20 protein-coding genes are annotated in these 23,431 nt (G+C 62.9%); 6 read left to right on the top strand and 14 right to left on the bottom strand.

Annotated elements, in window-relative coordinates; translation table 11 throughout:
• Positions 1-3 precede the first annotated feature (3 nt).
• The 6 genes from nrdI to H4V99_RS02320 form a co-directional block, all read right to left on the bottom strand.
• Positions 4-408 (bottom strand): class Ib ribonucleoside-diphosphate reductase assembly flavoprotein NrdI, encoded by a 405-nt coding sequence (gene nrdI / locus H4V99_RS02345; RefSeq protein WP_280675154.1) that lies wholly within the window; start codon positions 406-408, stop codon positions 4-6.
• A 33-nt stretch (positions 409-441) separates the two neighbouring features.
• Positions 442-675, bottom strand: coding sequence for a glutaredoxin-like protein NrdH (nrdH, locus tag H4V99_RS02340; RefSeq protein ID WP_280675152.1), 234 nt, complete (start codon positions 673-675; stop codon positions 442-444).
• Between the two features lie 389 nt (positions 676-1,064).
• A complete protein-coding gene (locus H4V99_RS02335) occupies positions 1,065-2,159 on the bottom strand; it encodes a sugar-binding protein (RefSeq protein WP_280675151.1) in 1,095 nt (364 codons plus the stop codon).
• 89 nt (positions 2,160-2,248) lie between these two features.
• A complete protein-coding gene (gene mmsB / locus H4V99_RS02330; protein ID WP_280675149.1) occupies positions 2,249-3,580 on the bottom strand; it encodes a multiple monosaccharide ABC transporter permease in 1,332 nt (443 codons plus the stop codon).
• Positions 3,577-5,127, bottom strand: coding sequence for a multiple monosaccharide ABC transporter ATP-binding protein (gene mmsA, locus H4V99_RS02325; RefSeq protein ID WP_280675147.1), 1,551 nt, complete (start codon positions 5,125-5,127; stop codon positions 3,577-3,579). Before mmsA ends, mmsB begins: the two co-directional genes overlap by 4 nt.
• Before the next feature lie 247 nt (positions 5,128-5,374).
• Positions 5,375-6,424 carry a LacI family DNA-binding transcriptional regulator gene (locus H4V99_RS02320; protein WP_280675145.1) on the bottom strand — a complete coding sequence of 350 codons (1,050 nt, stop codon included), beginning with the start codon at positions 6,422-6,424 and terminating at the stop codon, positions 5,375-5,377.
• A 207-nt stretch (positions 6,425-6,631) separates the two neighbouring features.
• Here H4V99_RS02320 and H4V99_RS02315 point away from each other — a divergent pair, with 207 nt between their 5' ends.
• Entirely contained in the window at positions 6,632-7,447 is an 816-nt protein-coding gene (locus H4V99_RS02315) for a shikimate 5-dehydrogenase (protein WP_280675143.1), read from the top strand.
• An 812-nt stretch (positions 7,448-8,259) separates the two neighbouring features.
• On the opposite strand, the gene H4V99_RS02310 is transcribed toward H4V99_RS02315, so the two are convergent.
• Complete coding sequence (locus tag H4V99_RS02310) at positions 8,260-9,414, bottom strand: cystathionine gamma-synthase (RefSeq protein WP_280675142.1); 1,155 nt, start codon at positions 9,412-9,414, stop codon at positions 8,260-8,262.
• Positions 9,415-9,444: 30 nt separating this feature from the next.
• Complete coding sequence (locus tag H4V99_RS02305) at positions 9,445-10,809, bottom strand: cystathionine beta-synthase (RefSeq protein ID WP_280675141.1); 1,365 nt, start codon at positions 10,807-10,809, stop codon at positions 9,445-9,447.
• Between the two features lie 295 nt (positions 10,810-11,104).
• On the opposite strand from H4V99_RS02305, the gene H4V99_RS02300 reads away from it, so the two are divergent.
• Together H4V99_RS02300 and H4V99_RS02295 are read left to right on the top strand one after the other, a co-directional pair.
• On the top strand, positions 11,105-11,776 hold the full coding sequence (locus tag H4V99_RS02300) for a DUF3105 domain-containing protein (RefSeq protein WP_280675140.1): 672 nt from the start codon (positions 11,105-11,107) through the stop codon (positions 11,774-11,776).
• Between the two features lie 3 nt (positions 11,777-11,779).
• Positions 11,780-12,442, top strand: a complete 663-nt coding sequence (locus H4V99_RS02295) for a DUF305 domain-containing protein (protein ID WP_280675139.1) — start codon at positions 11,780-11,782, stop codon at positions 12,440-12,442.
• Here the strand turns inward: H4V99_RS02295 and H4V99_RS02290 are convergent.
• The 4 genes from H4V99_RS02290 to H4V99_RS02275 form a co-directional block, all read right to left on the bottom strand.
• Complete coding sequence (locus H4V99_RS02290; RefSeq protein WP_280675138.1) at positions 12,439-14,343, bottom strand: ABC transporter ATP-binding protein; 1,905 nt, start codon at positions 14,341-14,343, stop codon at positions 12,439-12,441. The genes H4V99_RS02295 and H4V99_RS02290 overlap by 4 nt on opposite strands.
• Before the next feature lie 146 nt (positions 14,344-14,489).
• Entirely contained in the window at positions 14,490-15,461 is a 972-nt protein-coding gene (locus H4V99_RS02285) for a carbohydrate ABC transporter permease (protein ID WP_280675137.1), read from the bottom strand.
• On the bottom strand, positions 15,458-16,591 hold the full coding sequence (locus H4V99_RS02280; protein ID WP_280675136.1) for a sugar ABC transporter permease: 1,134 nt from the start codon (positions 16,589-16,591) through the stop codon (positions 15,458-15,460). The genes H4V99_RS02285 and H4V99_RS02280 overlap by 4 nt, the downstream gene beginning before the upstream one ends.
• A gap of 153 nt (positions 16,592-16,744) precedes the next feature.
• On the bottom strand, positions 16,745-18,064 hold the full coding sequence (locus H4V99_RS02275; protein ID WP_280675135.1) for an ABC transporter substrate-binding protein: 1,320 nt from the start codon (positions 18,062-18,064) through the stop codon (positions 16,745-16,747).
• Positions 18,065-18,353: 289 nt separating this feature from the next.
• Between H4V99_RS02275 and H4V99_RS02270 the strand changes: the two genes are divergently transcribed.
• Positions 18,354-19,382 carry a LacI family DNA-binding transcriptional regulator gene (locus H4V99_RS02270; protein ID WP_280675134.1) on the top strand — a complete coding sequence of 343 codons (1,029 nt, stop codon included), beginning with the start codon at positions 18,354-18,356 and terminating at the stop codon, positions 19,380-19,382.
• A 144-nt stretch (positions 19,383-19,526) separates the two neighbouring features.
• Here the strand turns inward: H4V99_RS02270 and rplL are convergent, their stop codons facing one another.
• Both rplL and rplJ read right to left on the bottom strand, forming a co-directional pair.
• Entirely contained in the window at positions 19,527-19,907 is a 381-nt protein-coding gene (rplL, locus tag H4V99_RS02265; protein ID WP_280675133.1) for a 50S ribosomal protein L7/L12, read from the bottom strand.
• 70 nt (positions 19,908-19,977) lie between these two features.
• Positions 19,978-20,493, bottom strand: a complete 516-nt coding sequence (rplJ, locus tag H4V99_RS02260) for a 50S ribosomal protein L10 (protein ID WP_280675132.1) — start codon at positions 20,491-20,493, stop codon at positions 19,978-19,980.
• A gap of 325 nt (positions 20,494-20,818) precedes the next feature.
• Between rplJ and H4V99_RS02255 the strand changes: the two genes are divergently transcribed.
• Positions 20,819-22,573, top strand: coding sequence for an MDR family MFS transporter (locus tag H4V99_RS02255; RefSeq protein WP_348522352.1), 1,755 nt, complete (start codon positions 20,819-20,821; stop codon positions 22,571-22,573).
• An 8-nt stretch (positions 22,574-22,581) separates the two neighbouring features.
• A complete protein-coding gene (locus H4V99_RS02250; RefSeq protein ID WP_280675131.1) occupies positions 22,582-23,052 on the top strand; it encodes a MarR family winged helix-turn-helix transcriptional regulator in 471 nt (156 codons plus the stop codon).
• Positions 23,053-23,431: the final 379 nt, after the last annotated feature.

Here is a 23,431-nt window from a genome sequence, read left to right as displayed (position 1 = left end):
TCTTCACGGCTGTAGTTTCCAAAATTCTTCCAATCCGTCGTGAACGATGCGTACATCATCCGGTGTTCCAAATACTTCAAAGCGATACAGGTGGGGGACCGAGCACTTGGCTGCGATGATGTCCCCTGCGAGACAGAACGTCTCACCAAAGTTTGTGTTTCCGGCACCGATGACGCCGCGGATCAGAGACCGATTGTGCGAGTCATTCAGAAAACGAATGACCTGCTTGGGAACAGCCCCACCTTCACTCCCGCCACCGTAGGTGGGGAGGCAGAGAACGTAGGGCTTCGTAACGGTGAGGGCGGTATCACTGGCGTAAAGCGGTATGCGCGTTGCGGGGCGACCGAGCTTCTCAATGAAACGATGCGTGTTACCTGAGACGCTGGAAAAGTACACCAGATCTGTCATCGTGCACCTCCCGCGGCCATTGAGGCGAACGTACTACGCGAGGCGAGCAGCGAGCGCGTTGATCTTGTCGGGGCGAAAGCCCGACCAGTGCTCTTCGTCGGTGATGACCACGGGTGCCTGCAGGTAACCGAGAGCCTTGACCGCTTCGAGCGCGTTCTCATCAACCGAGAGGTCGAGAACTTCGTACTCGATGCCCTTGCTGTCCAGGGCGCGGTACGTCGCGGTGCACTGTACGCAGGAGGGCTTGGTGTAGACCGTAATTGCCATTGCAGATGGCCTTTCTCTTTATTCACTGATGTGCGGGCGAGTTGTACAAAATTGAGGGAAACTTTCGTCCTTCTCTAGTGCCCCACCACTCTCTCAATACTACATGTAGTGATCGGAAATCGGAATGGCCACTAGATGAGGTAATTACAATTATGTAGTTATCCACCGACATTCCACGGAGTTACCCACAGGCCAGGGCGCAGAAAGCGCCTGATTAGGCGGGCCAACCACGACTTATCCACAGGCCCCGAGCAAGGCAGAAAATAACCTGTGGAAATCCGATCGGCGTGTCGCATGGTCGCCGCTCCAGGGCACAGCAGAAGGGGCCGACCCTGTCGGGCCGACCCCTTGCCTGTATTACTTGTGAGCGGTACTACGTGTGAGCGGTGTTACTCGGTGAGCGGGGCCAGCACCGGGTCGTTCGCGTATGCCTCGGCTGCGTTCTCCTGGGTGACGATCACCGGGGGAAGCAGGTAGGCCGGAACAATCTTGGCGCCGTTGTCGTACGACGTGGTGTCGTTGACCTCGACGGTCTCACCCTTCTGCAGGGCCTCGGCCATAGCGATGGCCTGAGCAACGAGAACACGGGTGTCCTTGTTGATGGTGGAGTACTGCTCGCCCGCCATGATCGACTTGACCGACTCTGCTTCGGAGTCCTGACCGGTCACGATGGGGATGTCCTTGCCAGCACCCTTCACAGAGGTGATGATGGCGCGGGCCAACGTGTCGTTCGGGGACAGCACGCCATCGAGGGCGATAGTGCCGTAGGTGCTGGTCAGCAGGGCGTCCATGCGGTTCTGTGCGTTCTCCGCCTTCCAGCCGGCGGTAGCCGTCTGCTTGATGTCGGTCTGACCCGATGCCACGACGAGGGTTCCGTCATCGATCTTCGGCTGCAGCACGCTCATGGCACCGTCGAAGAACACGGCCGAGTTGGCGTCATCCGAAGAACCGGAAAACAGTTCGATGTTGTACGGTCCGTTGGCCTTCTTCGTGGCAAGTCCATCGAGAAGCGCCTGGCCCTGCAACTCACCCACCTTGAAGTTGTCGTACGCAACGTAGTAGTCCACTGCCTCGGTGTTCAGAATGAGGCGGTCGTAGGCGATAACGACAGCGCCGGCGTCCTGGGCCGCCTGCACCTGGGTGGCAAGCTGACCACCATCGGCGGCACCGATGATGATGACCTTGGCACCGTTGGTCACCATCGCCGAGATCTGGTCCTGCTGGTCCTTCACCGTGGTGGAGGCACCGGCGTACTGCACGTCGCCCGTGAAGCCAGCCTCCTTGAGGCCGTCTTCAAACAGGCCACCGGCGAGAACCCAGTTTTCGGAGGTCTTCGACGGGAGCGCAACACCGATCGTGGAGTCGGCCGGGAACCCTGCTGCAGCGTCAGTGCTTGCAGTGTCGGCACGCCCACCGGCGCAGCCAGACAGGGCCATGAGCGCTACAGCGGCGATCGCTGTAGTGAGGATAATTCGCTTTCGCATGTCAATCACTTTCTATTCGTTGAGGTCGTGCGGAATGTTGCTAGGGAGAAACCTGTGGCGTGCAAAGCACACACCACCGGCGAAAAGGGTTAGCTGGACAGGTCAGCAGGTCGCGCACTGTCAGGTGTGCCGATGTCGGGCCTCACGGCCGGCGGCGCGGGCGGAAACTCCGAGGACTTGCGATTGCGGGTGAGGAAGCCGATGAGGGATGGTCGCCCCTGGCTCTTATTCCACACGTCCACACCCACGGCCACGAGGAGCACGAGGCCCTTGATGATCTGCACGAGGTCGGAACCCACGCCCAGAAGCTGGAGACCGTTGTTGAGCACGGCCATCACGAGACCACCAATGATCGACCCGATCACGGTGCCGATTCCACCCGAGACCGCAGCGCCACCAATGAACACGGCAGCGATCGCGTCGAGCTCCCAGCTGAGTCCGTCCTGAGGGCCGGAGGCCTGAGACCGAGCCACGAAGATCATTCCGGCCAGGGACGCGAGAACCGACATGTTCATCATCACGAGGAAGTTGACGCGGCGCGACTTCACGCCCGACAGTTCGGCCGCGAGCTTATTGCCACCCACCGCGTAGACGTGCCGGCCCATGATCGTGTTGCGGGAGATGAACGAGTACAGCAGCACGAGCAGCCCCAGGATGATGCCCGAGATGGGGAAGCTTGTTCCGACGCGTCCGCTGGCGAACTGCAGTGTGGCGAAGATGAGCACACCGTCCAGCAGCACGATCTTGAGAATGCTCACCCAGAGGGGCGCGGTCTCCGAACCCATGGCTTTCTGCACTCGGCGGGCTCGCAGCTCGACCCACACCACTGCTGCCGCCAGCAGCAGACCAAGGAGCAGGGTGAGGTTGTTGTAGCCGAAGTCCGGTCCTACCTCAGGCAGGTAGCCGGCACCGATGAACGTGAAACCTTTCGGCACGGGAACGGTGTTCGCGTTACCGATGAGCTGGTTGCCTCCACGGAAGATCAACATACCGGCGAGGGTCACGATGAAGGCTGGCACACCGATGTAGGCCACCCAGAACCCTTGCCAGGCACCGATCATGGCGCCGACGACGAGGCCGAAGACGATGGCGAGCGGCCACGGAAAGTTCCAGCTCTGCATCGATGTCGCCACGACGATGCCCGAGAAGGCAGCCACTGAACCGACGGAGAGGTCGATGTGGCCGGCAATGATCACCAGAACCATGCCGATCGCGAGGATCAGAATGTAGGAGTACTGGCTCACCAGGTTGATCAGGTTGCCGGGAGAGAGCGTGAGCCCGTTCGTCACGATCTGAAAGAAGACGATGATCCCGATCAGGCTGAACAGGATACCGAACTGACGCAGGTTGGAGGAGCCGCCACCAAACATCTTCTTCAGGTCTCGAAGGCCGCCCGTTTTGGGACTCGTGTCTGTACTCATGTGCTCTGCACTTTCTTCTTCGCGGAGGTCATGCTCTTCATCAGGGTTTCGGGATCCGCCACGCTGCCGTCTATGCAGTCGGTGATGGCGCCCTCAAAGATTGTGTAAATACGATCGGCCAGTCCCAGCAGCTCGGGCAGCTCGGAGGAAATCAGAATGACACCCTTACCCTGCGCCGCAAGGCCCTGAATAATGCCGTAGATCTCGTACTTCGCACCCACGTCGATGCCACGGGTGGGCTCGTCAAGAATGAGCACCTCCGGATCGGTGAACATCCACTTGGCCAAAACGACCTTCTGCTGGTTTCCTCCGGAGAGTTTTGCCACACCGGCATCGACGTTGGGCGTCTTGATCCGCAGGCTCTTGCGGTACTGCTCCGCGATGGCGAATTCCTGAGCGTCGTCGACGACCGGGCCGCGAGAGATCTTGGACAGCTTGGCCGACACAACGCTGCGCTTGATGTCGTCAAGAAGATTGAGTCCGAGTGCCTTGCGGTCCTCGCTCACGTAGGCGAGGCCGTGGTCGATGGCCTCCGATACGTTGCGAATCTCAACCTCTTCGCCGTTCATGAACATCTGTCCGGAAAGAAAGTTGCCGTAGGAGCGACCGAAGACGCTCATCGCCAGTTCGGTGCGGCCAGCGCCCATCAGTCCCGCAATGCCCACGATTTCGCCGCGACGAACGGTGAGGTTGGAGCCCTTGACCACCATGCGCTCGGGGTTCTGTGGGTGCTGAACGGTCCAGTCCTTCACCTCGAACAGCACCTCACCGATGTGCGGGGTGCGATCGGGAAAACGGCTCTCGAGGCTGCGGCCAACCATGCCGCGGATGATGCGATCCTCGTTCACGCCGTCGGCCTGAATATCGAGGGTCTCAATGGTCTTGCCGTCACGGATGATGGTGATGGTGTCGGCCACGAGTTCGATCTCGTTGAGCTTGTGGGAGATCATGATCGAGCTGATTCCCTTGCCCTTGAGGCCGCGAATCAAATCAAGCAGATGCTGCGAGTCGGCCTCGTTGAGTGCTGCGGTGGGCTCGTCGAGGATGAGCAGCTTCACGTCTTTGTTGAGCGCCTTGGCGATCTCCACGAGCTGCTGCTTACCCACACCGATGTGCTTGATGAGGGTGTCCGGGTCGTCGCGCAAACCCACGCGGGCAAGCAGTTCGAGCGCCCGTCGTTTGGACGCGGGCCAGTCGATAGCGCCGCGACGCACGATCTCGTTGCCGAGGAAGATGTTCTCCGTGATGGAGAGTTCCGGAATGAGCGCGAGCTCCTGGTGAATGATGGCGATGCCGGCCGCTTCACTCGCACGAATGTCTTTGAACTGCACCGGCGCACCCTGAAAGATGATGTCGCCGGTAAAGGTACCAAACGGGTAGACGCCCGAGAGCACCTTCATGAGCGTCGACTTACCGGCGCCGTTCTCGCCGCAGATGGCGTGGATCTCCGCCGCCTTCACGGTGAGCGACACGTCGGAGAGGGCCTTCACACCGGGGAATTCCTTGGTGATCGAGCGCATCTCCAGAATGGTGGGGCGGGTCGACATCGTTGTGCTCCTTGCGCCGGTGCTCATGTGAGGTCCCCCGTGCGACCGGCGAGGACGACGAGTGTCGACCGGCCGGTCGTACCGGTCGTCACAGCGGGAATAGTACCGCCAGTTTGACGTTTTTTGAACACGTGCCTGACCTCAATGTCATGCGAGAGCGAATGGGGGAATGGTGTGTTTCAGTCAGTGTGACCGTTCACATCGAAGCTAATAATGCGCGAAAAGCAGCCACTGTGTCAAGCCAGCTTCAGTAACGCTTGGGTAACAAGCCCGGGCGTCCGGGGGCTGGACCGGTTGACTCCCGCACCACGAGGCGCGGCAGGGTCTGCAGGGTGTCCACGGAGTCGTTGGTGCCCTGCACCTCCCCCAACAAAAGCGCCACGGCACGGCGACCAATCTCGGTGAAATTTTCGTGCACGGTCGTGAGCGGAGGCCACACATGCGCGGCCAACGGAATGTCATCAAAGCCCACCACACTTACGTCCCCGGGCACGCTGACCCCTGAATCGCGGAAGGCGTGCAGCAGCCCAACCGCCATCTGGTCGTTCGCGGCGAACACAGCCGTGAAGTCTCGGTTGTAGGTCAGCTCCCGACCGGCAAAATACCCAAAGTCCGCGGTCCAGTCACCAAGGATCGGGGGGTGGGTGCGCAGGTCGGCGCGGTCGATCTCGTCGAGGAATCCACGCATCCGCGCCTCGGCCTCGATCCAGTCCTGCGGTCCAGCCAGGTGCAGAATCTCACGGTGACCGAGATCGATCAGGTGGCGGGTCGCCAACCTGGCCCCCTCGATCTGGTCGACCGACAGCGCCGTCGGTCCGGTGACCGTGCTGGATTGCAGACTCACGTACGGCACCTGAATCGACATGCGCGTGAGCGCGTCGAACACCCGCACCTGCGGGGCCACCACCACCAGCCCTTCAATCGACTGGCTCATCAGGTGGTCGATGGCGTCGTGGATGGAGTCCGGGTCGAGCGCGTTGAGATTAGCGGTGATCACGTAGTACCCCGCCGCGCGCGCCGCATCTTCAATGGCCGAGATACTGCTGGCCGGGCCGAACTGGGCGTTGGACGCCGCCAGCACACCAATGGTGTGCGAGCGTCCGGCCCCGAGCGCTCGCGCCGCACGGTTGGGCCGATAGCTGAGCTCTGCCATGGCGGCCAGCACCCGCTCCCGGGTAGAATCGCGGATGCTGGGGTGGTCGTTGAGCACCCGGGAGACGGTCTGATGCGACACGTCGGCGAGTTTCGCGACATCCCGAATACTCGGGGCGCGTTCCCTAGGCGACTCTGTTGTCACGGCCGGCCTTGCTCGTATGTGCACGGTCACAAATATGAACGCAACCCTATTATGCACAGCATTAGGCCAACCCGTGAAGGTGAAAGCGGGCCGCGCTGAATTCCATGGCCGGCATCCGTTCTTCGGTGTGCGGCACGCCGAGAAGCCCGCGCAGCACGATTTCGATGTGGCGACCATACCCACAGACTTTTACGACCAGAATGACATATGCCTATTTTGAACAAAGATATGACCCTGTGCATCTCGCTCGCGGCACGCCCGAGCAACCTCGGCACCCGGTTCCACAATTTTCTCTACGACGAGCTTGGACTGAACTTTGTGTACAAGGCTTTTGCCCCCACCGACCTTGAGCATGCCGTTGCGGGCGTGCGTGGTCTCGGCATCCGTGGCTGTGCCGTGTCGATGCCCTACAAGGAAGAGGTGATTGCGCTCGTTGACGAGATGGATGCCTCGGCGTCAGCCATCAGCTCGGTGAACACGATCGTGAATGACAACGGTCACCTCACGGCATACAACACGGATTACACGGCGGTTCAGCGTCTTCTCGCCCAGCACTCTGTCCCCACCGGGCTGTCGGTACTCCTGCGAGGCAGTGGCGGAATGGCCAAGGCGGTGGCCGCGGCGCTGCGCGATGCGGGATTCACCGACGGCACGATCGTGGCCCGCAACGAGGTTACGGGACGAGCCCTGGCCGACTTGTACGGCTACGCCTGGGCAGCAGAGGTGGGCGAGTTGCAGGCCGGTCTGATCGTAAACGTGACGCCGGTGGGTATGGCCGGTGGCGCGGAGGCGCAGGATGTATCGTTCCCGGCCGCCGCAATCGCTGCGGCAACCTGGGTCTTCGATGTGGTGGCCTCGCCGTCCGAGACTCCGCTCATCGTTGCGGCGCGAACGGCGGGCAAGACCGTGATCACCGGGGCAGAGGTGGCAGCCGTTCAGGCCGAGGAACAGTTTGTGCTCTACACGGGCGTGCGTCCCACCCCCGACCAGGTGAGGCGAGCCTCCGAGTTCTCTCGCGCCTAACCCGCGCGCCACCGCAGCCCTCACCCGCTCGCGCCCTTCACACCCTCCCGTCGCCCCGGAAGGTGCAAACGACGCCACCCACCCTCAGTCCCGACCCCGTGGCAACCTCCCCGGCGGACTTCACACCCTCCCGTCGCCCAGGAAGGCGCAAACGACGCCACCCAGCCCGTTCGGACACGGCCGAGTCAGGTCTCCGGCGGACTTCACACCCTCCCGTCGCCCCGGAAGGTGCGATTGGCTCCACTCGGGCTGCGGCGGGCCGGCGCCCTGGCGGTCAGAGGCGGGCGCGCCAACCTGAGCCGACAACCCCACGGTCCCCTCAACACCGGATTTAACACCCTCCCGAACACCCGAAAGGCGCAAGCGACGCCACGCCGGTGTGGGTCCCGACCCTGCGGTCACCTCCCCGGCGACCTTTACACGGTCCCGCACACCGGGAGGGTGCGATTGGCGCCACCCACGCCGTTCCGACACGGCCGAGCCGGGTCGCCGGCGGCCTTCACACCTTCCGGGCGCCCGGGAGGGTGTGATTGGCTCCACCTAGGCCGCGGCGGCCCGGCGCACCTGCGCCCGTGGCGCGATCGGCGGCCTTCGCACCCTCCGGGCGCCCGGAGGGTGCGATTGGTGCCACCCAGCCTGAGGCGGGACGGCGCGGTCCCGTCACCAGCGGCCTTCACACGGTCGCGCACACCGGGAGGGTGCGATTCGCGCCACCGAGCCCGTGGCGGGCCGTCGCGGACGGGTCACCAGCGGAGTTTGCACCCTCCGGGTGCCCCGGAAGGTGCGATTCGCGCCAGGCGGGCAGCGGCGACCTACTTACGCGGCAGCGCGGCCTCCACATCGGCGAGGAGGTCGGTCACGTCTTCGATGCCCACCGACAGACGCACGATGTTGTCGGCTACCTCGAGGTCGGTGCCGCGTACCGAGGCGTGCGTCATCTCGGACGGGTAGTTCACGAGTGACTCCACTCCGCCGAGGGACTCTGCCAGCTGGAAGAGGTGCGTGGATTCGCAGAACTTGCGCGCGGCCTTCGACCCACCCTTGAACGAGAAGGAAATCATGCCGCCGAAGCCACTCATCTGCTGCTTGGCGAGCTCGTGGCCGGGGTGATTCGGCAGGCCGGGGTAGTACACGGTGTCGACGGCGGGGTGGCCGTCAAGGAACTCGGCGATCGCCTGCGCGTTGCTGCAGTGGCGGTCCATGCGTACGGCCAGAGTCTTGATTCCGCGCACCGTGAGCCAGGCATCCATCGGCGCCGACACCGGGCCCACCGCGAACTGCAGGAAGGTGACCTTCTCGGCCAGTTCGTCGTCGTTGATGATCAGCGCGCCACCAAGCACGTCCGAGTGACCGCCGAGGTACTTGGTGGTGGAGTGCACCACCACGTCGGCGCCGAGTGACAGCGGGTTCTGCAGGGCAGGAGACGCAAAAGTGTTGTCGACAACCACGACGAGGCCAGCCCGGTGACCGATGTCGGCCAGCTCGGCAATGTCGCTGATCTTCATGAGCGGGTTGCTCGGGGTCTCAATCCACAGGATCTTCGTCTCCCCGGGAATGATCGCCTTCTCAACAGCGCGCAGGTCGGAGAGATCAATGGCCGAGTTGCGGATGCCTGAGGCACCGTGCACCCGATCGATCAGCCGGTGAGTTCCGCCGTACGCGTCGTTGCCCAGCACAATGTGGTCGCCGGGCTTCAGAATCGCCCGCAGCAGGGTGTCCTCCGCGGCGAGTCCGCTCGCGAAGGAGAGTCCGTGCTTGCCTCCCTCGATCGCTGCGAGCAGCGTCTCGAGCGACGTGCGCGTGGGGTTACCGCCGCGGCTGTACTCGTAGCCGCCGCGCAGGTTGCCAATGCTCTCCTGCACGTAGGTGGAGGTCTGGTAGATCGGCGGAATCACCGCGCCGGTGGAGGGATCAAATTCCTGACCGGCGTGAATCGCGACGGTGTCAAACTTTTGCTTCTTGGCCATACTGGGGTTCCTAACGAGAATAGGGGAAATTTAGACGCTCAGGTATGTGAGCAGGTCGTGACGCGTGAGCACACCGAGCGGTTTGCCGCCGTCGGTGACGAGCATTGCGTCGGAGTGGGCGAGGGATGTGTGAGCCGTGGACACGGGCTCGTTCACGCCGATGAGGGGCAGGGATTCGCCGACGAAGCTGGAAACCGGGTCGGTGAGCTGGGCCGCACCGGAGAAGACGAGTTCCATCAGCGCGCGCTCATCGAGGGCGCCGAGCACCTCGCCCATCACCACGGGCGGCTTGGCGGTGAGCACGAGCAGCTGCGACACGCCCTGGCTCGTCATCATGCCGATCGCGTCCTGAACCGTATCGCTCGGGTGCACGTACACGAACGGCGGGAGCGTGCCGGTCTTCGCCGCCAGCACGGTGGCGACCGTGTCACCGGTGGGTGCTTTCGTGAAGCCGTAGCTACGCATCCACCCGTCGTTGAAGATCTTGCCGAGGTAGCCGCGTCCGCCGTCGGGTAGCAGCACGACCACCGTGTCGGTCTCGGTGAGCGTTTCCGCGAGTCGCAGCGCGGCAACGACGGCCATTCCGCTGGAGCCACCCACCAAGATGCCCTCCTCGAGGGCCAGCCGGCGGGTCATCGCGAACGACTCGGCATCGCTCACTGCGATCACCTCGTGCACCACGGTCGGGTCGTAGGCGCCGGGCCAGAAGTCCTCGCCCACACCCTCCACGAGATATGGCCGACCGGTGCCACCGGAGTACACCGAGCCTTCCGGGTCGGCACCCACAATGCGCACACTGCCCTGAGACACCTCACGCAGGTAACGGCCAGTGCCCGAAATGGTTCCGCCGGTCCCCACACCCGCCACGAAGTGGGTGATCGTTCCGTCGGTGTCGCGCCAAATTTCGGGGCCGGTGGTCTCGTAGTGGCTCAGCGGCCCGTTGGGGTTGAAGTACTGGTTGGGCTTGAACGCGCCCGGAATCTCCCGGGCCAGCCGGTCCGACACACTGTAATACGACTCGGGGTCGTCGGGGGCAACGGATGTCGGTGTCACGACAATCTCGGCGCCGTACGCCGTGAGCACATTCCGTTTGTCCTCGCCCACCTTGTCGGGCAGAACGAAAACACACTTGTAGCCGCGCTGCTGCGCCACGAGGGCGAGGCCCACTCCGGTATTACCGCTCGTGGGTTCAACGATCGTTCCGCCCGGCAGCAGGAACCCGTCGCGCTCGGCAGCGTCAATGATGCGCACCGCGATACGGTCCTTCGCGGACCCACCCGGGTTGAGGTACTCCAGCTTCACGAGCACGGTCGCGCGGATGTCGCCAGTAACCTTGTGCAATTTCACCAGCGGAGTGTCGCCAATGAGGTCAAGGATGGTGTTTGCGATCTTCATGGAGTGTCCTTCATCGGAATGCTCGGAATGCTCGGAACAGCGAAAAACGTGGGTGGTGCGGTGGTACGGCGCACGTGAGGGCCCTGAGAAGCGCACCCTCGGCATCCGCTTCACCAACTCCCCGCACACGCGGGACTCGGGTCAACGGGTCGGCTGAATACAGCAGCAACACGAACAGGCGATAAGCACAGGCACGCCTCCACTCTATCTGTGTGGCTGGGTACATACACAGAAGATCACCGGGTGACGCTGATACCTTCGGATGGACATTGCTCCACAATGAGAGGCCTCCCGCATGCCCCAGCCCGGCTCGCCCGCGAACAAAGCCACCCTGAAGGAGCAGCGCGCCGCCCAACGGGCCAAAAAGCTCGAAAAGTTTCACCTTCAGGAGAAGCGCACCAAACGCAACCGCCGCATCGGCATCACCTCGGCCATTGTGGGTGGAGTGGCCGTGATCGGTCTGGTCGTCACCATGGTTGTGCTCACTCCGCAAGCACCAAACTATGCGGGCGGTGGCACGGGCGCCGATATTGAGGGTGTGCTCACGTACGATAACGGCAACGGACACGTGGAGACTGCCGTCACCTACGAGCAGACCCCGCCCGTGGGCGGCGAGCACAATCCCGCGTGGCTGAACTGCGGCGTGTATGACCAGCCAGTGCCCAACGAGAACGCCGTGCACTCGCTCGAGCACGGTGCCATCTGGGTGACGTACGATCCTTCGATCAGCGCCGACGAACTCGACGCAGTGAAGGCACTGTTGCCGTCAAGCTTCGTCGTGCTCTCTCCCTTCGAGGACTCACCGGCCCCGATTGTGCTGAGCGGGTGGAATGCGCAGCTGCAGCTGGAGAACGCCGACGATCCTCGCCTTCCCGAGTTCTTCCAGGAGTATTGGAAGAGCGGCACCGCGCCAGAGATCGGCGCATCCTGCTCCGGTGCAATCGACGCTCCCGGCAAGGTCTCCTAACTCATGTCGGACGCTGCGGAGCCGAAAGTCCGGCATCGCGGCCGCCTGGCCCTTCTCATTGCGGTGCTTGTCACCGCGGTGATTGTGGGCGTCTCCGCGTTCTCCGTAGGGCGCCTGAGCACCCTGGCCGACTCGATGCCGGTTTCCACGAGCGCCGAGGCCGGTTTCGCCCGTGACATGCAGGTGCACCACGATCAGGGTGTGCAACTCGGCGTGCTGATCCGTGACCGATCGACCGACGAGGCCGTTCGCCTGCTCGGGTATGACATCGTCACCACGCAGGGTCAACAGTCCGGGCAGATGTTCGGGTGGTTGAGCGTCTGGGGACTGAGTCAGGCGTCGGCGGAGCCGTCGATGACCTGGATGACTCGGCCGGGCCGCACCGACAGCGCCCACGATCACGCCGACGCCCATCAGCCCGGTGAACCCATGCCGGGTCTCGCCACCGACGCCCAGGTTGCGGCGCTCACGGCGGCATCCGGAACCGAGGCCGACCGCATCTTTCTCACCCTCATGATTGCCCACCACAAGGGTGCCATCGAGATGGCGGACGCGGTGCTGGACCGCAGCAGCAACTCGGTGGTGCTCGCCTTCGCGAACGCGGTGGTCACCAGCCAGCAGAGCGAAATCGATCTGATGACCGACATGCTCGCCGCACGGAGCTAGCCGAGCGGATGCGTCTTCGCCGGTGACGCCGTAATCTGCCGGGAGTAGAGGCTCGCGTACGTGCCGCCGAGGGCGAGCAGCTGATCGTGGGTACCGTGCTCCACGATGCGGCCACCATCGACGACAAAGATCACGTCGGCAGTCAGCACAGTGGAGAGCCGATGTGCGATCGCGATCGTCGTGCGGCCGTTGCTGGCCGTGTCGAGGGCCTGCTGCACCACATGCTCGGAGATGGAGTCGAGTGCGCTGGTCGCCTCGTCCAGAATGAGCACCGGGGGGTCTTTGAGCAGCACCCGTGCAATCGCAATGCGCTGTTTTTCGCCGCCGGAGAGCCGATAGCCGCGCTCCCCCACGACGGTGTCGTACTTGTCGGGGAACGAGGCAATCGTTTCGTGGATATTCGCGGCGCGCGCCGCGGCCTCCAGCTCGGCGTCGGTTGCCTCGGGACGGGCGTAGCGCAGGTTTTCAGCAATGGTGGCGTGAAAAAGATAGGTTTCCTGGCTCACAATACCGATCCGGGACACGAGGGACCGCTGGGTGAGTTCACGCACGTCGATGCCGGAGAATTTCACGCTTCCCGACGTCGCCTCGTAAAAACGGGGAATCAGGTAGGACACCGTGGTTTTGCCGGCGCCCGACGGCCCCACAAACGCCGCAAACTGTCCGGGTTCGATCGTGAAGGACACGTTGTCCAGCGTGGGCACCGACGCCTCGGTGGCATCCGGGTAGGCGAAGGTGACCCCGGCAAATTCCACCCGACCGGCTGCGGGCCCGCTGGTGGGGACGGTGCGGGCCGTGGGACTGTCCGCAATAGCCGGAGTGAAGTCGAGGTATTCAAAAATGCGCGCGAAGAGCGCCCGCGATGTTTGCAGGTCGAGCACCACCCGGAGCAGCCCCATCAGCGGAAACAGCAGCCGGGCCTGCACGGTGGTGAAGGCCACGATGGTGCCGGGTGTCACGTCGGTCGTTCCGTTAAACACGAGTGCGCCCGCCACGAGATATACGATGGCCGGAATGCTCGACAGAAAGATGCTCACCATCACGAAGAACCACTGACCGCTCATGGTCTGGCTCACCTGCAACCGAATCTGGGTGCCGTTTTCCTTGGCGTAGCGTGCAATCTCGTTGGGCTGCTGGGTGAAGCTTTTCGACAGCAGAATCCCCGACACGCTCAGTGCTTCCTGGGTGATTGCGGTCATGTCCGAGAGGGACTCCTGGGTCTTCGCCGCAATGCGCGCCCGCACCTGGCCGACGCGCCGCTGCGCAATCACCAGCACGGGCATGAGAACCAGCGCCACAATGGTGAGTTGCCAGTTAAGCAGGAGCATCGCCACAAACGCCGCAAGAACGGTGACCACATTGCCGAGCACGCTCGACACGGTGTTCGTGAGCACGTTCGCCACGCCGCCCACGTCGTTCTGCAGCCGCGACTGAATCACGCCGGTCTTTGTTTTGGTGAAAAAGTTGAGTTCCATCGACTGCAGGTGTGTAAACAGGCGCACGCGCATGGCGCCCATCACCTTGTTACCCACGTTGGCGGTCAGCCAGGTCTGCCAGACGCCGAGCAGGGCCGATACCACGTAGATGACCAGCATCAACCCCACGAGGGTGGCCAACCGGGAGAGGTTCGGCGTTCCGCCGGGCGGAAACAGTCCCTCGTCGAAGGCACGCTGGGTGAGCAGCGGAGGCACGACCGAAAACGCCGCGGCCACAAGCACCAGGACCACGGTAATAGCGAGAGCAACGCGGTGCGGCTGAAACAGCGCCATGATGCGGGGCAGAAGATTGGGGACCGTGGGCGCCTCGGCGTTACGGGCCCGCTGGCCGGCCACATCTCCGCGCATGATGCGCCCACGCTGCCCTTGCGAGGCGGGCCCCGAGCCTCCGTGCATTGAACTCATACGCCAACTCTAGGCTCCACTACCGACCCTCTGACACCGAGGCTTGAGGGGCAGGCGGATGCCTCCGGCCGGGCGCACGAAGCGGCGCCCGGCACGCGCACCACGGGTGCACGAGCCGGGCGCCACGGCTTGCTGCAGCGCGCGTGTTACCCCTTCGTGGAACCGGCCAGCAGGCCGCGCACGAAGAAGCGCTGAAGCGAGAAGAACACGATGAGTGGAACCAGAATCGAGAGGAAAGCGCCAGCTGTGAGCAGGTGCCAATCCTGTCCTCGGGCTCCCGAAAGTTCGGCCAGCAGCTTGGTCATGGGGGCGACGGCCCCGTCCGCAAAGATGAGGGCAACCAACAGGTCATTCCACACCCAGAGAAACTGGAAGATGGCAATTGAGGCGATGGCCGGCATGGTGAGCGGCAAGACGATCCGCAGGAAAATCTGTCCGTGCCCGGCGCCGTCCACGCGCGCCGCTTCAATAACCTCGCCCGGGATCTCCGAGATGAAGTTGTGCAGCAGGTAGATGGCCAGCGGCAAGGCGAACATGGTGTGCGCAATCCACACTTGGGTGTACCCGCTTCCCGCCGCCAGCGATTGAACCACTGGAAAGCCGAAGATCGTCCCGCCCGAGAAGAACTGGAGCAGCGGTACGAGGGCCATCTGAATGGGAACGATCTGCAAAGCGAAGACGCCGATGAACAGCACGTTCTTGCCTCGGAAATCGACCCAGGCAAAGGCATAGGCTGCGAGGCTGGCGATCATGAGTGGGATGAGCGTGGCCGGCAGGGTGATTGCCAGCGAATTAATGAAGGAACCCGCGAGGTTGAGCTGACTGTTACCGGCAGCGAGTGCCTCGCTGTAGTTGTCGAGCGTAAAACCCGGGTTCGCGAAGATGGACCACCACCCGGTGGTGCGCACTTCCTGAGCCGGACGGAATGACGAGATGAGGAGGCCGAGGGTGGGGATCGACCAGAGCACGGCGATGATGAGTGCACCAATGGTGGCGCCCCGGCTCGTGAGTCGTCTCTTCGTATTCTTGAGCGCTGCCGACTCGGCCCGACGTTCGCCCTTGCGCAGCTGCCGACTTGTCTGCGGGTCGGCAATCTGACCGGGAATGAGGACGCTCATCGGATCTCCCTCTGCTTCTTGATTTGGCGTGCGTTGTAGACCACGATCGGGAGCACCAGCAGAAACAAGATCAGGGCAAAAGCCGCCGAACGTCCCTGCTCAAAGTTCTTGAACTGCGTGTACATTTCGTTGGCGATGACGCTGGTGTCGTTGGAGCCGGCGGTTGTGGTGCGCACGATATCGAAGACCTTAAGCGACACGATGGAGATCGTGGTGAGCACAACGATCAGTGCACTGCGGATGCCGGGAACCGTTACGTTGATGAACTGCTGCCAGGCGTTGGTGCCGTCCAGCTCGGCGGCCTCCATCTGCTCGGTCGGCACGCCCTTGATGGCGGCGGACAGAACGACCATGGCAAATCCGGTCTGCACCCAGATGAGGATGACGATGAGGAACAGAGTGTTCCAGGGCGACACGGCGAGAAAATCAACCGGCTGTCCGCCGAGGCCCACCACGATGGCGTTGAGCAGACCGATCTGCTCCTGGTCAGCCGGTCGAGCCGTGTACACAAAGCGCCAGATGATGGACGCACCCACGAGGGAGATGGCCATGGGCATGAAGACAAGGATCTTGAAGTACTTCTCGCCGCGGCTCTTGTCGATGAAGACGGCGTAGGCGAGCCCGGCGATCGTGGACACGGTGGGGACGAAGAGCACCCACACAATGGTGTTGACGATGATCCGCACGTTCTCCGGCTGGGTAAACACCCAGGCGAAGTTCTCAAAACCGACAAACTCAGTTCCTCGAGAGTTTTGGAATGCCTGCACGGTGGTTTGCACCGTGGGGATGATGAGTCCGACAGCGAGCAGGAGCACAGCCGGAGCGAGAAAACCCACGAGCTGGAAAAGGTACCCCGCACCTTTGCGCCCTCGGAAGTCAATGAGGAAAAACACCCCGCCCAGCACCGCCGCGACAGCGATGGCGATCGGGTACGAACCGGCCAGCGTGAGAATCAGCAGCGGGAGAAGTACGCAGACCGCAAGACGAATGATCGTGTACACCCGGCCGGGGCGCGGCGCGATCTCCACGAAGAACAGAATCGCTCCGACAACGATGGCGAAAGCGAGAATGACGATGGGAATCTGGGCGAGTGGCGGCAATTGCGACAGCCAGGCGAAGAAGGCGGACATGGAAACCTTTCGAGTACGACGACGGACTCTTAGCAATCGCCCGGGTCAAGGCAAAAACTTACCGTTACGGTACACCCGCCCTCGGGTGAGGGCCACCGAGTTTCTCGGTGGCCCCCACCCCATTCAGAGCGAGCTCAATGGACGAACTGTGACCTAGCTGGACGGCCAGCCGGCCTCGATGCCGGTGAGCACCTCGTCCGTTGGCGTGCCGTTGATCCATTCGACGATTCCCTTGAAGAACGTTCCCGCGCCGACTGCGCCGGGCATCAGGTCCGAGGCATCAAAGCGGAAGGTCGTGTCGGGGTCCTGAAGGATCCTGATCGATTCCGCCAGGATCGGGCTGTCGACAAGGTCGGGGTCAACACCTGTGTTGGCGCTGATGCCTCCACCGATCGAGACGAGGCTGTTCGCCCACTCCGGCGACGACAGATACTCCTGAACGGCCTGGGTGTCCGCGTCATCGGTAAATGCTCCGACAATCTCGCCACCACCGACAACAGCCTGGCCACCCGCTTCGATGGACGGCGTCATGAATGCCCAGATGTCAGCATCCGGTCCGACATTGCCGCCCGCGTCAGCAAGGAAGCCGTCAAAGAAGGATGCCTGGTGGGTCAGGGCGCACGTGCCATCAACGATGGGCGCTGCAACGTCACCGAACGGCACGCTGTTGATCGACTTCACGTCACCAAAGCCGGCGTTCACGTAGGCGGGGTTCAGCAGAATTTCACCAACAGCGTCAAAGGCGTCCTTGATGGCGGGGTCCGTGAACGGTATCTCGTTGGCCACCCACTGGTCGTAGACGTCCTCTCCAGACTGACGCAGCACGAGGTCTTCGACCCAGTCGGTTCCCGGCCAGCCCGTGGCGTCTCCGGAACCGAATCCGGCGCACCAGGGAGCCGCCCCGGTCTTCTCCTGGATGGTCTGGGTGAGGGCCACCATCTCGTCGTAGGTTTCGGGAACCTCAACGCCCCACTCCGCGAACTTCGCCGGGGAGTACCAAACGAAGCCCTTGAGGTTGGCCTTGAAGGGCGCGCCGTAGAAGACGTCGTCGACGGTGCCGTATTTCTTCCAGTCGGCAGACCAGTACTCGTCGACGTTTGCTTCGACCGCAGCCGGGGCTGGCTTGATGAACCCGCGGCTGGCGAGGTCGGCCAGGAGACCGGGCTGCGGGAAGATTCCGATGTCGGGGGGATTGCCGCCCTGTGCACGGATGGAGATTTGGGATTCGAATTCCTTCGAGAATTCGTACTGAATGTCGATGTTGTTTTCTGTTTCCCAGCCGGCCCAGGATTCTTCGAGCTGTTCAGCCTCGAAGTCCGCAATCGTGCTGTAGACGGTGACGACACCGTCTCCGGCCGCGCCGGCGTCGGACGTGGTGGATCCGGGTCCACCGGAGCAACCGGCGAGCGTCAGACCGGCGATCGCCGCAATGGCGACCGGCGTGATAATGCGACGGTGAAAGGAAGACCGCATCTTTTTATCTCCTCATTGAGTATTTGTGATGCGCAGGCGGGGTTGGGCCACGAGCGCGGATTTTGTACGGGAACTCGGGAACCGGTTCCACACCATAAATTACGTGACCTGCGCGCGGTATGCAAGCCCATTTACATAACAGAATGGCAAAGATCGGTGCCGAGGTCAGCCTGACGCCTCGAAAACGTCACCGCGGTCGCGCCTCAATCAAGGAATTTGCTGGAACCGGTTCCAGCCAGCCCCAAATAAGGCTACTGTGAGCTGAACGGGTCCAAGGACGGAGGCTGAGATGAGCACGATAGCGGATGTCGCACGGCTCGCCAGCGTCGCCAAGGCCACCGCCAGTCGGGCCCTCAGCGGCAAGGGCTATGTCTCCGAGGAGACCCGTGAGCGCGTGGTCAGCGCCGCACGCACCATCGGTTATGTCGTGTCACCCAACGCCGCGAGCCTCGTGACCGGTCGCACCAAAAGCGTGGGCGTGATCATCCCCTACATCAGCAGATGGTTCTTCGCCGAGGTGTTGGAGAGCATCGAACAGGCCCTGCTCGAGCAGGGCTATGACATGACGCTCTACAACCTGCCATCCGCTTCACCCGAGCGGGACCGGGTCTTCGAATACTTTCTGGCTCGCAAGCGCTTTGACGGCGTGATCTCCGTGGGAGTCGAGCTCAGCGATGATGAGGTTGATCATCTGCACCGGCTGCGCCGGCCCCTGGTGGGTATCGGCGGTGCGATCCGGGGAGTACATACGATCGCGATCGACGATGTTGCCACGGCCCGGCTCGCCACCGAGCATCTGCTCAGCCTCGGGCACCGCGACATTCTGCACATCGGCGGCAACCAGGATGAACAAATGGACTTTGCCGTGCACAGCAAGCGGCTCTCCGGTTTTCTGGCCGCCATGCACGCCGCCGATCTGCCGACGAACGATGCGTTTTACGCCTGCGAGCTCACGGTCCCTGGTGGGTACGAGATGGGCCGCAGCGTACTCGGCGACCCTCGCCGCCGCCCCACCGCCATCTTTGCTGCGAGTGATGAGATCGCCATCGGGCTCATTGTTGCGGCTCGGGAGCTCGGCATCCTGGTGCCGTCGGAGCTTTCGGTCATTGGTATCGACGGGCATCCGTACGCTGAGATGTTCCGGCTCACCACCCTCGAACAGCATCCGCGCCGTCAGGGCCGGCTGGCGGTCATGTCACTGCTGGCCAATCTCGACATCCCGACGCCGGAGGACGCGAGCGAGTCAACGGTGCTCGCCACGAACCTGGTGATGCGCTCGAGCACGAGCGCTCCGCGCGCCCCGCTACACCACGCGTAAGCGCACATCGTGCGTGGTGGACGACGTTAAACGACGAACGGGCGTCATCTCCGTGTGGAAATAACGCCCGTTCAAACTGAACTGTCAACAGACAGGACCGGGCCTCGGTCACCATCCCCTGCGGGGGTGACCGAGACTCCTCAATTACTTGAGGGTTACGGTTGCTCCTGCAGCTTCGAGGTCTGCCTTTGCCTTGTCGGCTGCATCCTTGGCAACGCCCTCGAGGACGGCCTTCGGTGCGCCATCGACAACGGCCTTGGCCTCGCCGAGGCCCAGGCTGGTGAGCTCGCGCACAACCTTGATGACCTGGATCTTCTTGTCGCCAACGGCGTCAAGGATGACGTCGAATGCGGTCTGCTCTTCAACCTCTTCGACGACAGCGGCGACAGCGGCGCCTGCTGCTGCGACGGGGGCTGCTGCGGTGACCTCGAAGGTCTCCTCGAATGCCTTGACGAACTCGGAGAGCTCGATGAGGGTGAGGCCCTTGAACTGCTCAAGCAGGTCTTCAGTGGAAAGCTTTGCCATGATGTACTCCTTTTAGTTTCTAATTCTTAAAGATTGTGAAAAAACAAATACCGCGAAACGAGGCAAATGCCTAGTTTGCAGACTCCTGCTTCTCACGCAGCGCGTCGATGGTGCGAACAGCCTTCGACAGCGGTGCCTGGAAGAGATAAGCGGCTCCGAAGAGTGAGGCCTTGAAGGCGCCGGCCAGCTTGGCCAGCAGCACCTCGCGGGACTCGAGGTCAGCAAGCTTGCCGACCTCCTCTGCGGTGAGCGGGCTACCGTCAAAGTAACCGCCCTTAACCACCAGGAGAGGGTTTGCCTTGGTAAAGGCACGCAGGGTCTTCGCGACGGCGACGGGGTCTCCGTGCACGAAGGCGATAGCGGACGGTCCGACAAGTTCCTCGTCAAACGAGGTGATGCCGGCGTTGTTGGCCGCAATCTTGGTGAGCGTGTTCTTTACCACGGCGTACGTGGCGTCCTCACTGATGGACTTACGCAGGCTCTTGAGCTGCGCAACAGTGAGACCGCGGTACTCGGTGAGCAGTACGGCGGTCGAGCTCTGGAATTTCTCCGTAAGCTCGGCGACCGTTGCTTCCTTGTTCGCCATGGTGCTCCTCATTAATAGTCATGTGCCGGGTAGCCCCGAGTGCAGACATGAAAAAAGCTCCAGCGCAGGGCGCCGGAGCGAGGTCACAATCCATAAGACTGACAACTTACTTCGAACACCTGCGCGGGCCGTTCACGTGAATGAACCTTCGGTTGCTTCGTGCATTACTGCGCAAAGCAACAACCGGCGGTCTGTGGCTGAGGTTCATTCTACGTCACGCGCGGGGTGTCCTGCAACTTGAGCGTGAGCATCCGCTCGCAAAGTAGTTGACAGTTATCCACCATGTGTATATAGTTGAACATTATCAACTAGATACTGGAGTGTCATGTCCCGCGCCTCACGCCGCAGCACCGCAAAGCCTCGCCCCACCATCTCGGCCGACGGCAGCATGACCCACCGCCAGGTTCTCGAAGCCCTCTCCGGCTTACTCCTGGGCATGTTCGTCTCGATTCTGGCCGGCACGGTGGTGAGTACCTCGCTTCCGGTGATCATTGCCGACCTCGACGGCGGACAGTCCTCTTATACGTGGGTCATCACCGCCACCCTGCTTGCCACCACCGTGAGCACGCCCATCTGGGGCAAGTTCGCCGACCTGTTCAACCGCAAGCTGCTCATTCAGCTCTCGCTCGTCATCTTCGTGCTCGGCTCGGCACTGGCCGGTTTCTCGCAGGACACGGGAACCCTCATCGGCTTCCGCGTGCTTCAGGGTCTCGGCGCCGGCGGTCTGGCCGCCCTCAGCCAGATCATTATGGCCGACATCATCAGCCCGCGTGACCGCGGCAAGTACGCCGGTCTTTTCGGTGCCGTCATGGCGCTCGGTACCGTGGGCGGTCCACTCATTGGCGGAGTGATAACGGATGCCTTTGGCTGGCGCTGGAATTTCTTCATCGCGTTGCCCGTCGCCATCGTGGCAATCGTGTTGCTGCAGCGCACGCTGCGGTTGCCCGAGCAGGTGAAGCGCGTTGTGCGCATCGACTACCTCGGCGCGGTGCTCATCGCCGCCGGAGTGTCGCTGCTCATGATCTGGGTGACGCTGGCCGGGTCTCAGTTTGAGTGGGTATCCATTGCCTCGTTCGTCATGGTGGGCAGCGCGGTGCTGCTGCTCGGAGCTGCCGTCATCGTGGAGGCCACGGTGGCGGAGCCGATCATTCCGCTCGCCATGTTCAAGAACCGCACGTTCAGCATCGCCACCATCGCCAGTATCTCGGTGGGCGTCTCACTGTTCGGCACCTCCCTCTTTCTCAGCCAGTACATGCAGCTCGCTCGGGGAGCCACGCCCACCCAGTCGGGACTGCTCACCATTCCCATGATGGGCGGATTCCTGGTGTCGTCCACGGGGTTCGGAATGCTCATCAGCCGCACGGGCAAGTGGAAGGCCATCATGATCACGGGGGCGGCGCTCGTGATTGTCGGCCAGCTGCTGCTCGGGACGCTCACCTCCAGCACCAACCTCGTGCTCGTGGGTGTGTTCATGTTCATTCTCGGTGCCGGTCTCGGTTCGCTCATGCAAAACCTCGTGCTCGTGGTGCAGAACGCCATCGACGTTCAGTCGCTGGGCGTCGCTACGAGTGGCATCACCTTCTTCCGTAGCCTCGGCGGCACCATCGGCGTCGCCGTGCTCGGAAGCGTGCTCGGCACCGTCGTGGCCGATCGCATCCGCTCGGGAATCGGCACCCTGTCTGCAGACCAGCAGATCGCGGCGGCTGGAAGTATTGGCAGCGGCACCATTCCGAACATCTCGGCGCTTCCGGAAGCGCTTCGCGTGATCGTCGAGTCCGCCTATGGATCCGGTGCGGGCACGGTCTTTCTCCTCGGCGCTCCGCTGGCCGTAGTCACGCTCGTGATGGTGACGCTCCTGCCCAACCTTCCCCTCGGCGGCAAGACCGCTATCGCCCGGGCACACGCCGAAAAGCTCGAGGGAGAAGCGGATGCCCGCGCCCGGGCCGCACGCGAGCTTGCGGACATGGAGGATATTCTGATCGACGTGACGTCGGCATCCGCTGGCCTCACGCCCGTGGGGCTCAACACCCCAACGGGATCGATTCGCCTGCCCCGCACTGCGGACCTCACCCACCGATGAGGTCAGACATGACGACCGAGCACACCACCGGCCCGACCGCGCTAGCGAGCGCAGACAGCACCGCCATGATCGGCGAGGTCATCGAGCAGATGAGTGTGCTCGCGGGGCATATTCGGGCCGCTCAGCGTGTGGCTGCGGCGAGCATTGACCCGGGCATGCAGGTGTTCGGCCTGAAGATGCTGCGGCACATTGCGCGTGTCGGCCCCACGCAGGCCACCGTCCTCGGCGCGGCCCTCGCCGTGGACAAGAGTGTGATCAGTCGGCACGTGAAGCCACTCTGCGAGCTCGGACTGCTGCGTACCGAGCCCGATCCGAGCGACGGACGTGCCCACTTCCTGGCCGTAACACCGCTGGCGGAGAGTAAGCTCGCCGAGCTGCGGGCGGGCGACACGGCCATCGTGCACCGCCGCCTCGCCACGTGGTCGGCCGACGACCTGCACGAGTTCGCGCGGCTTCTCACGCAGCTGAACACGCCGTAGCCCGCCCCGCGGCACTCGTCTGGCCACGCGGCACTCGTCTAAACGAGTGCCGCGCGACAAAACAGGTGCCGCCAGCCGATTCAGCCAGCGGATGCGTCGCGCAGGCCAGCTGCAGGCACGCCACAGCTCCCGCCACACCGCACCGCACCGGAAACCCCTCGCGCGGCACTCGTTTGCGCGCGCGGCACTCGTTTCGACGCGGTCACATCCCGCGCGGCACTCGTCTGGCCACGTGGCACCCGTCTAAACAAGTGCCACGCGACAAAACACGTGCCGCGCGCCGATCTAGCCAGCAGATGCGTCGCGCACGCCCCGCACACTCCCGCCAGGCGGGCACGCTGTAGCTTCCGCCACGCCGGAGCCCTGCGGCCGCCCCGCA

Origin of the sequence: Cryobacterium sp. CG_9.6, assembly GCF_029893365.1 — a bacterium.
GTDB lineage: Bacteria > Actinomycetota > Actinomycetes > Actinomycetales > Microbacteriaceae > Cryobacterium.
This window is presented reverse-complemented; position numbering and strand designations above follow the sequence as displayed.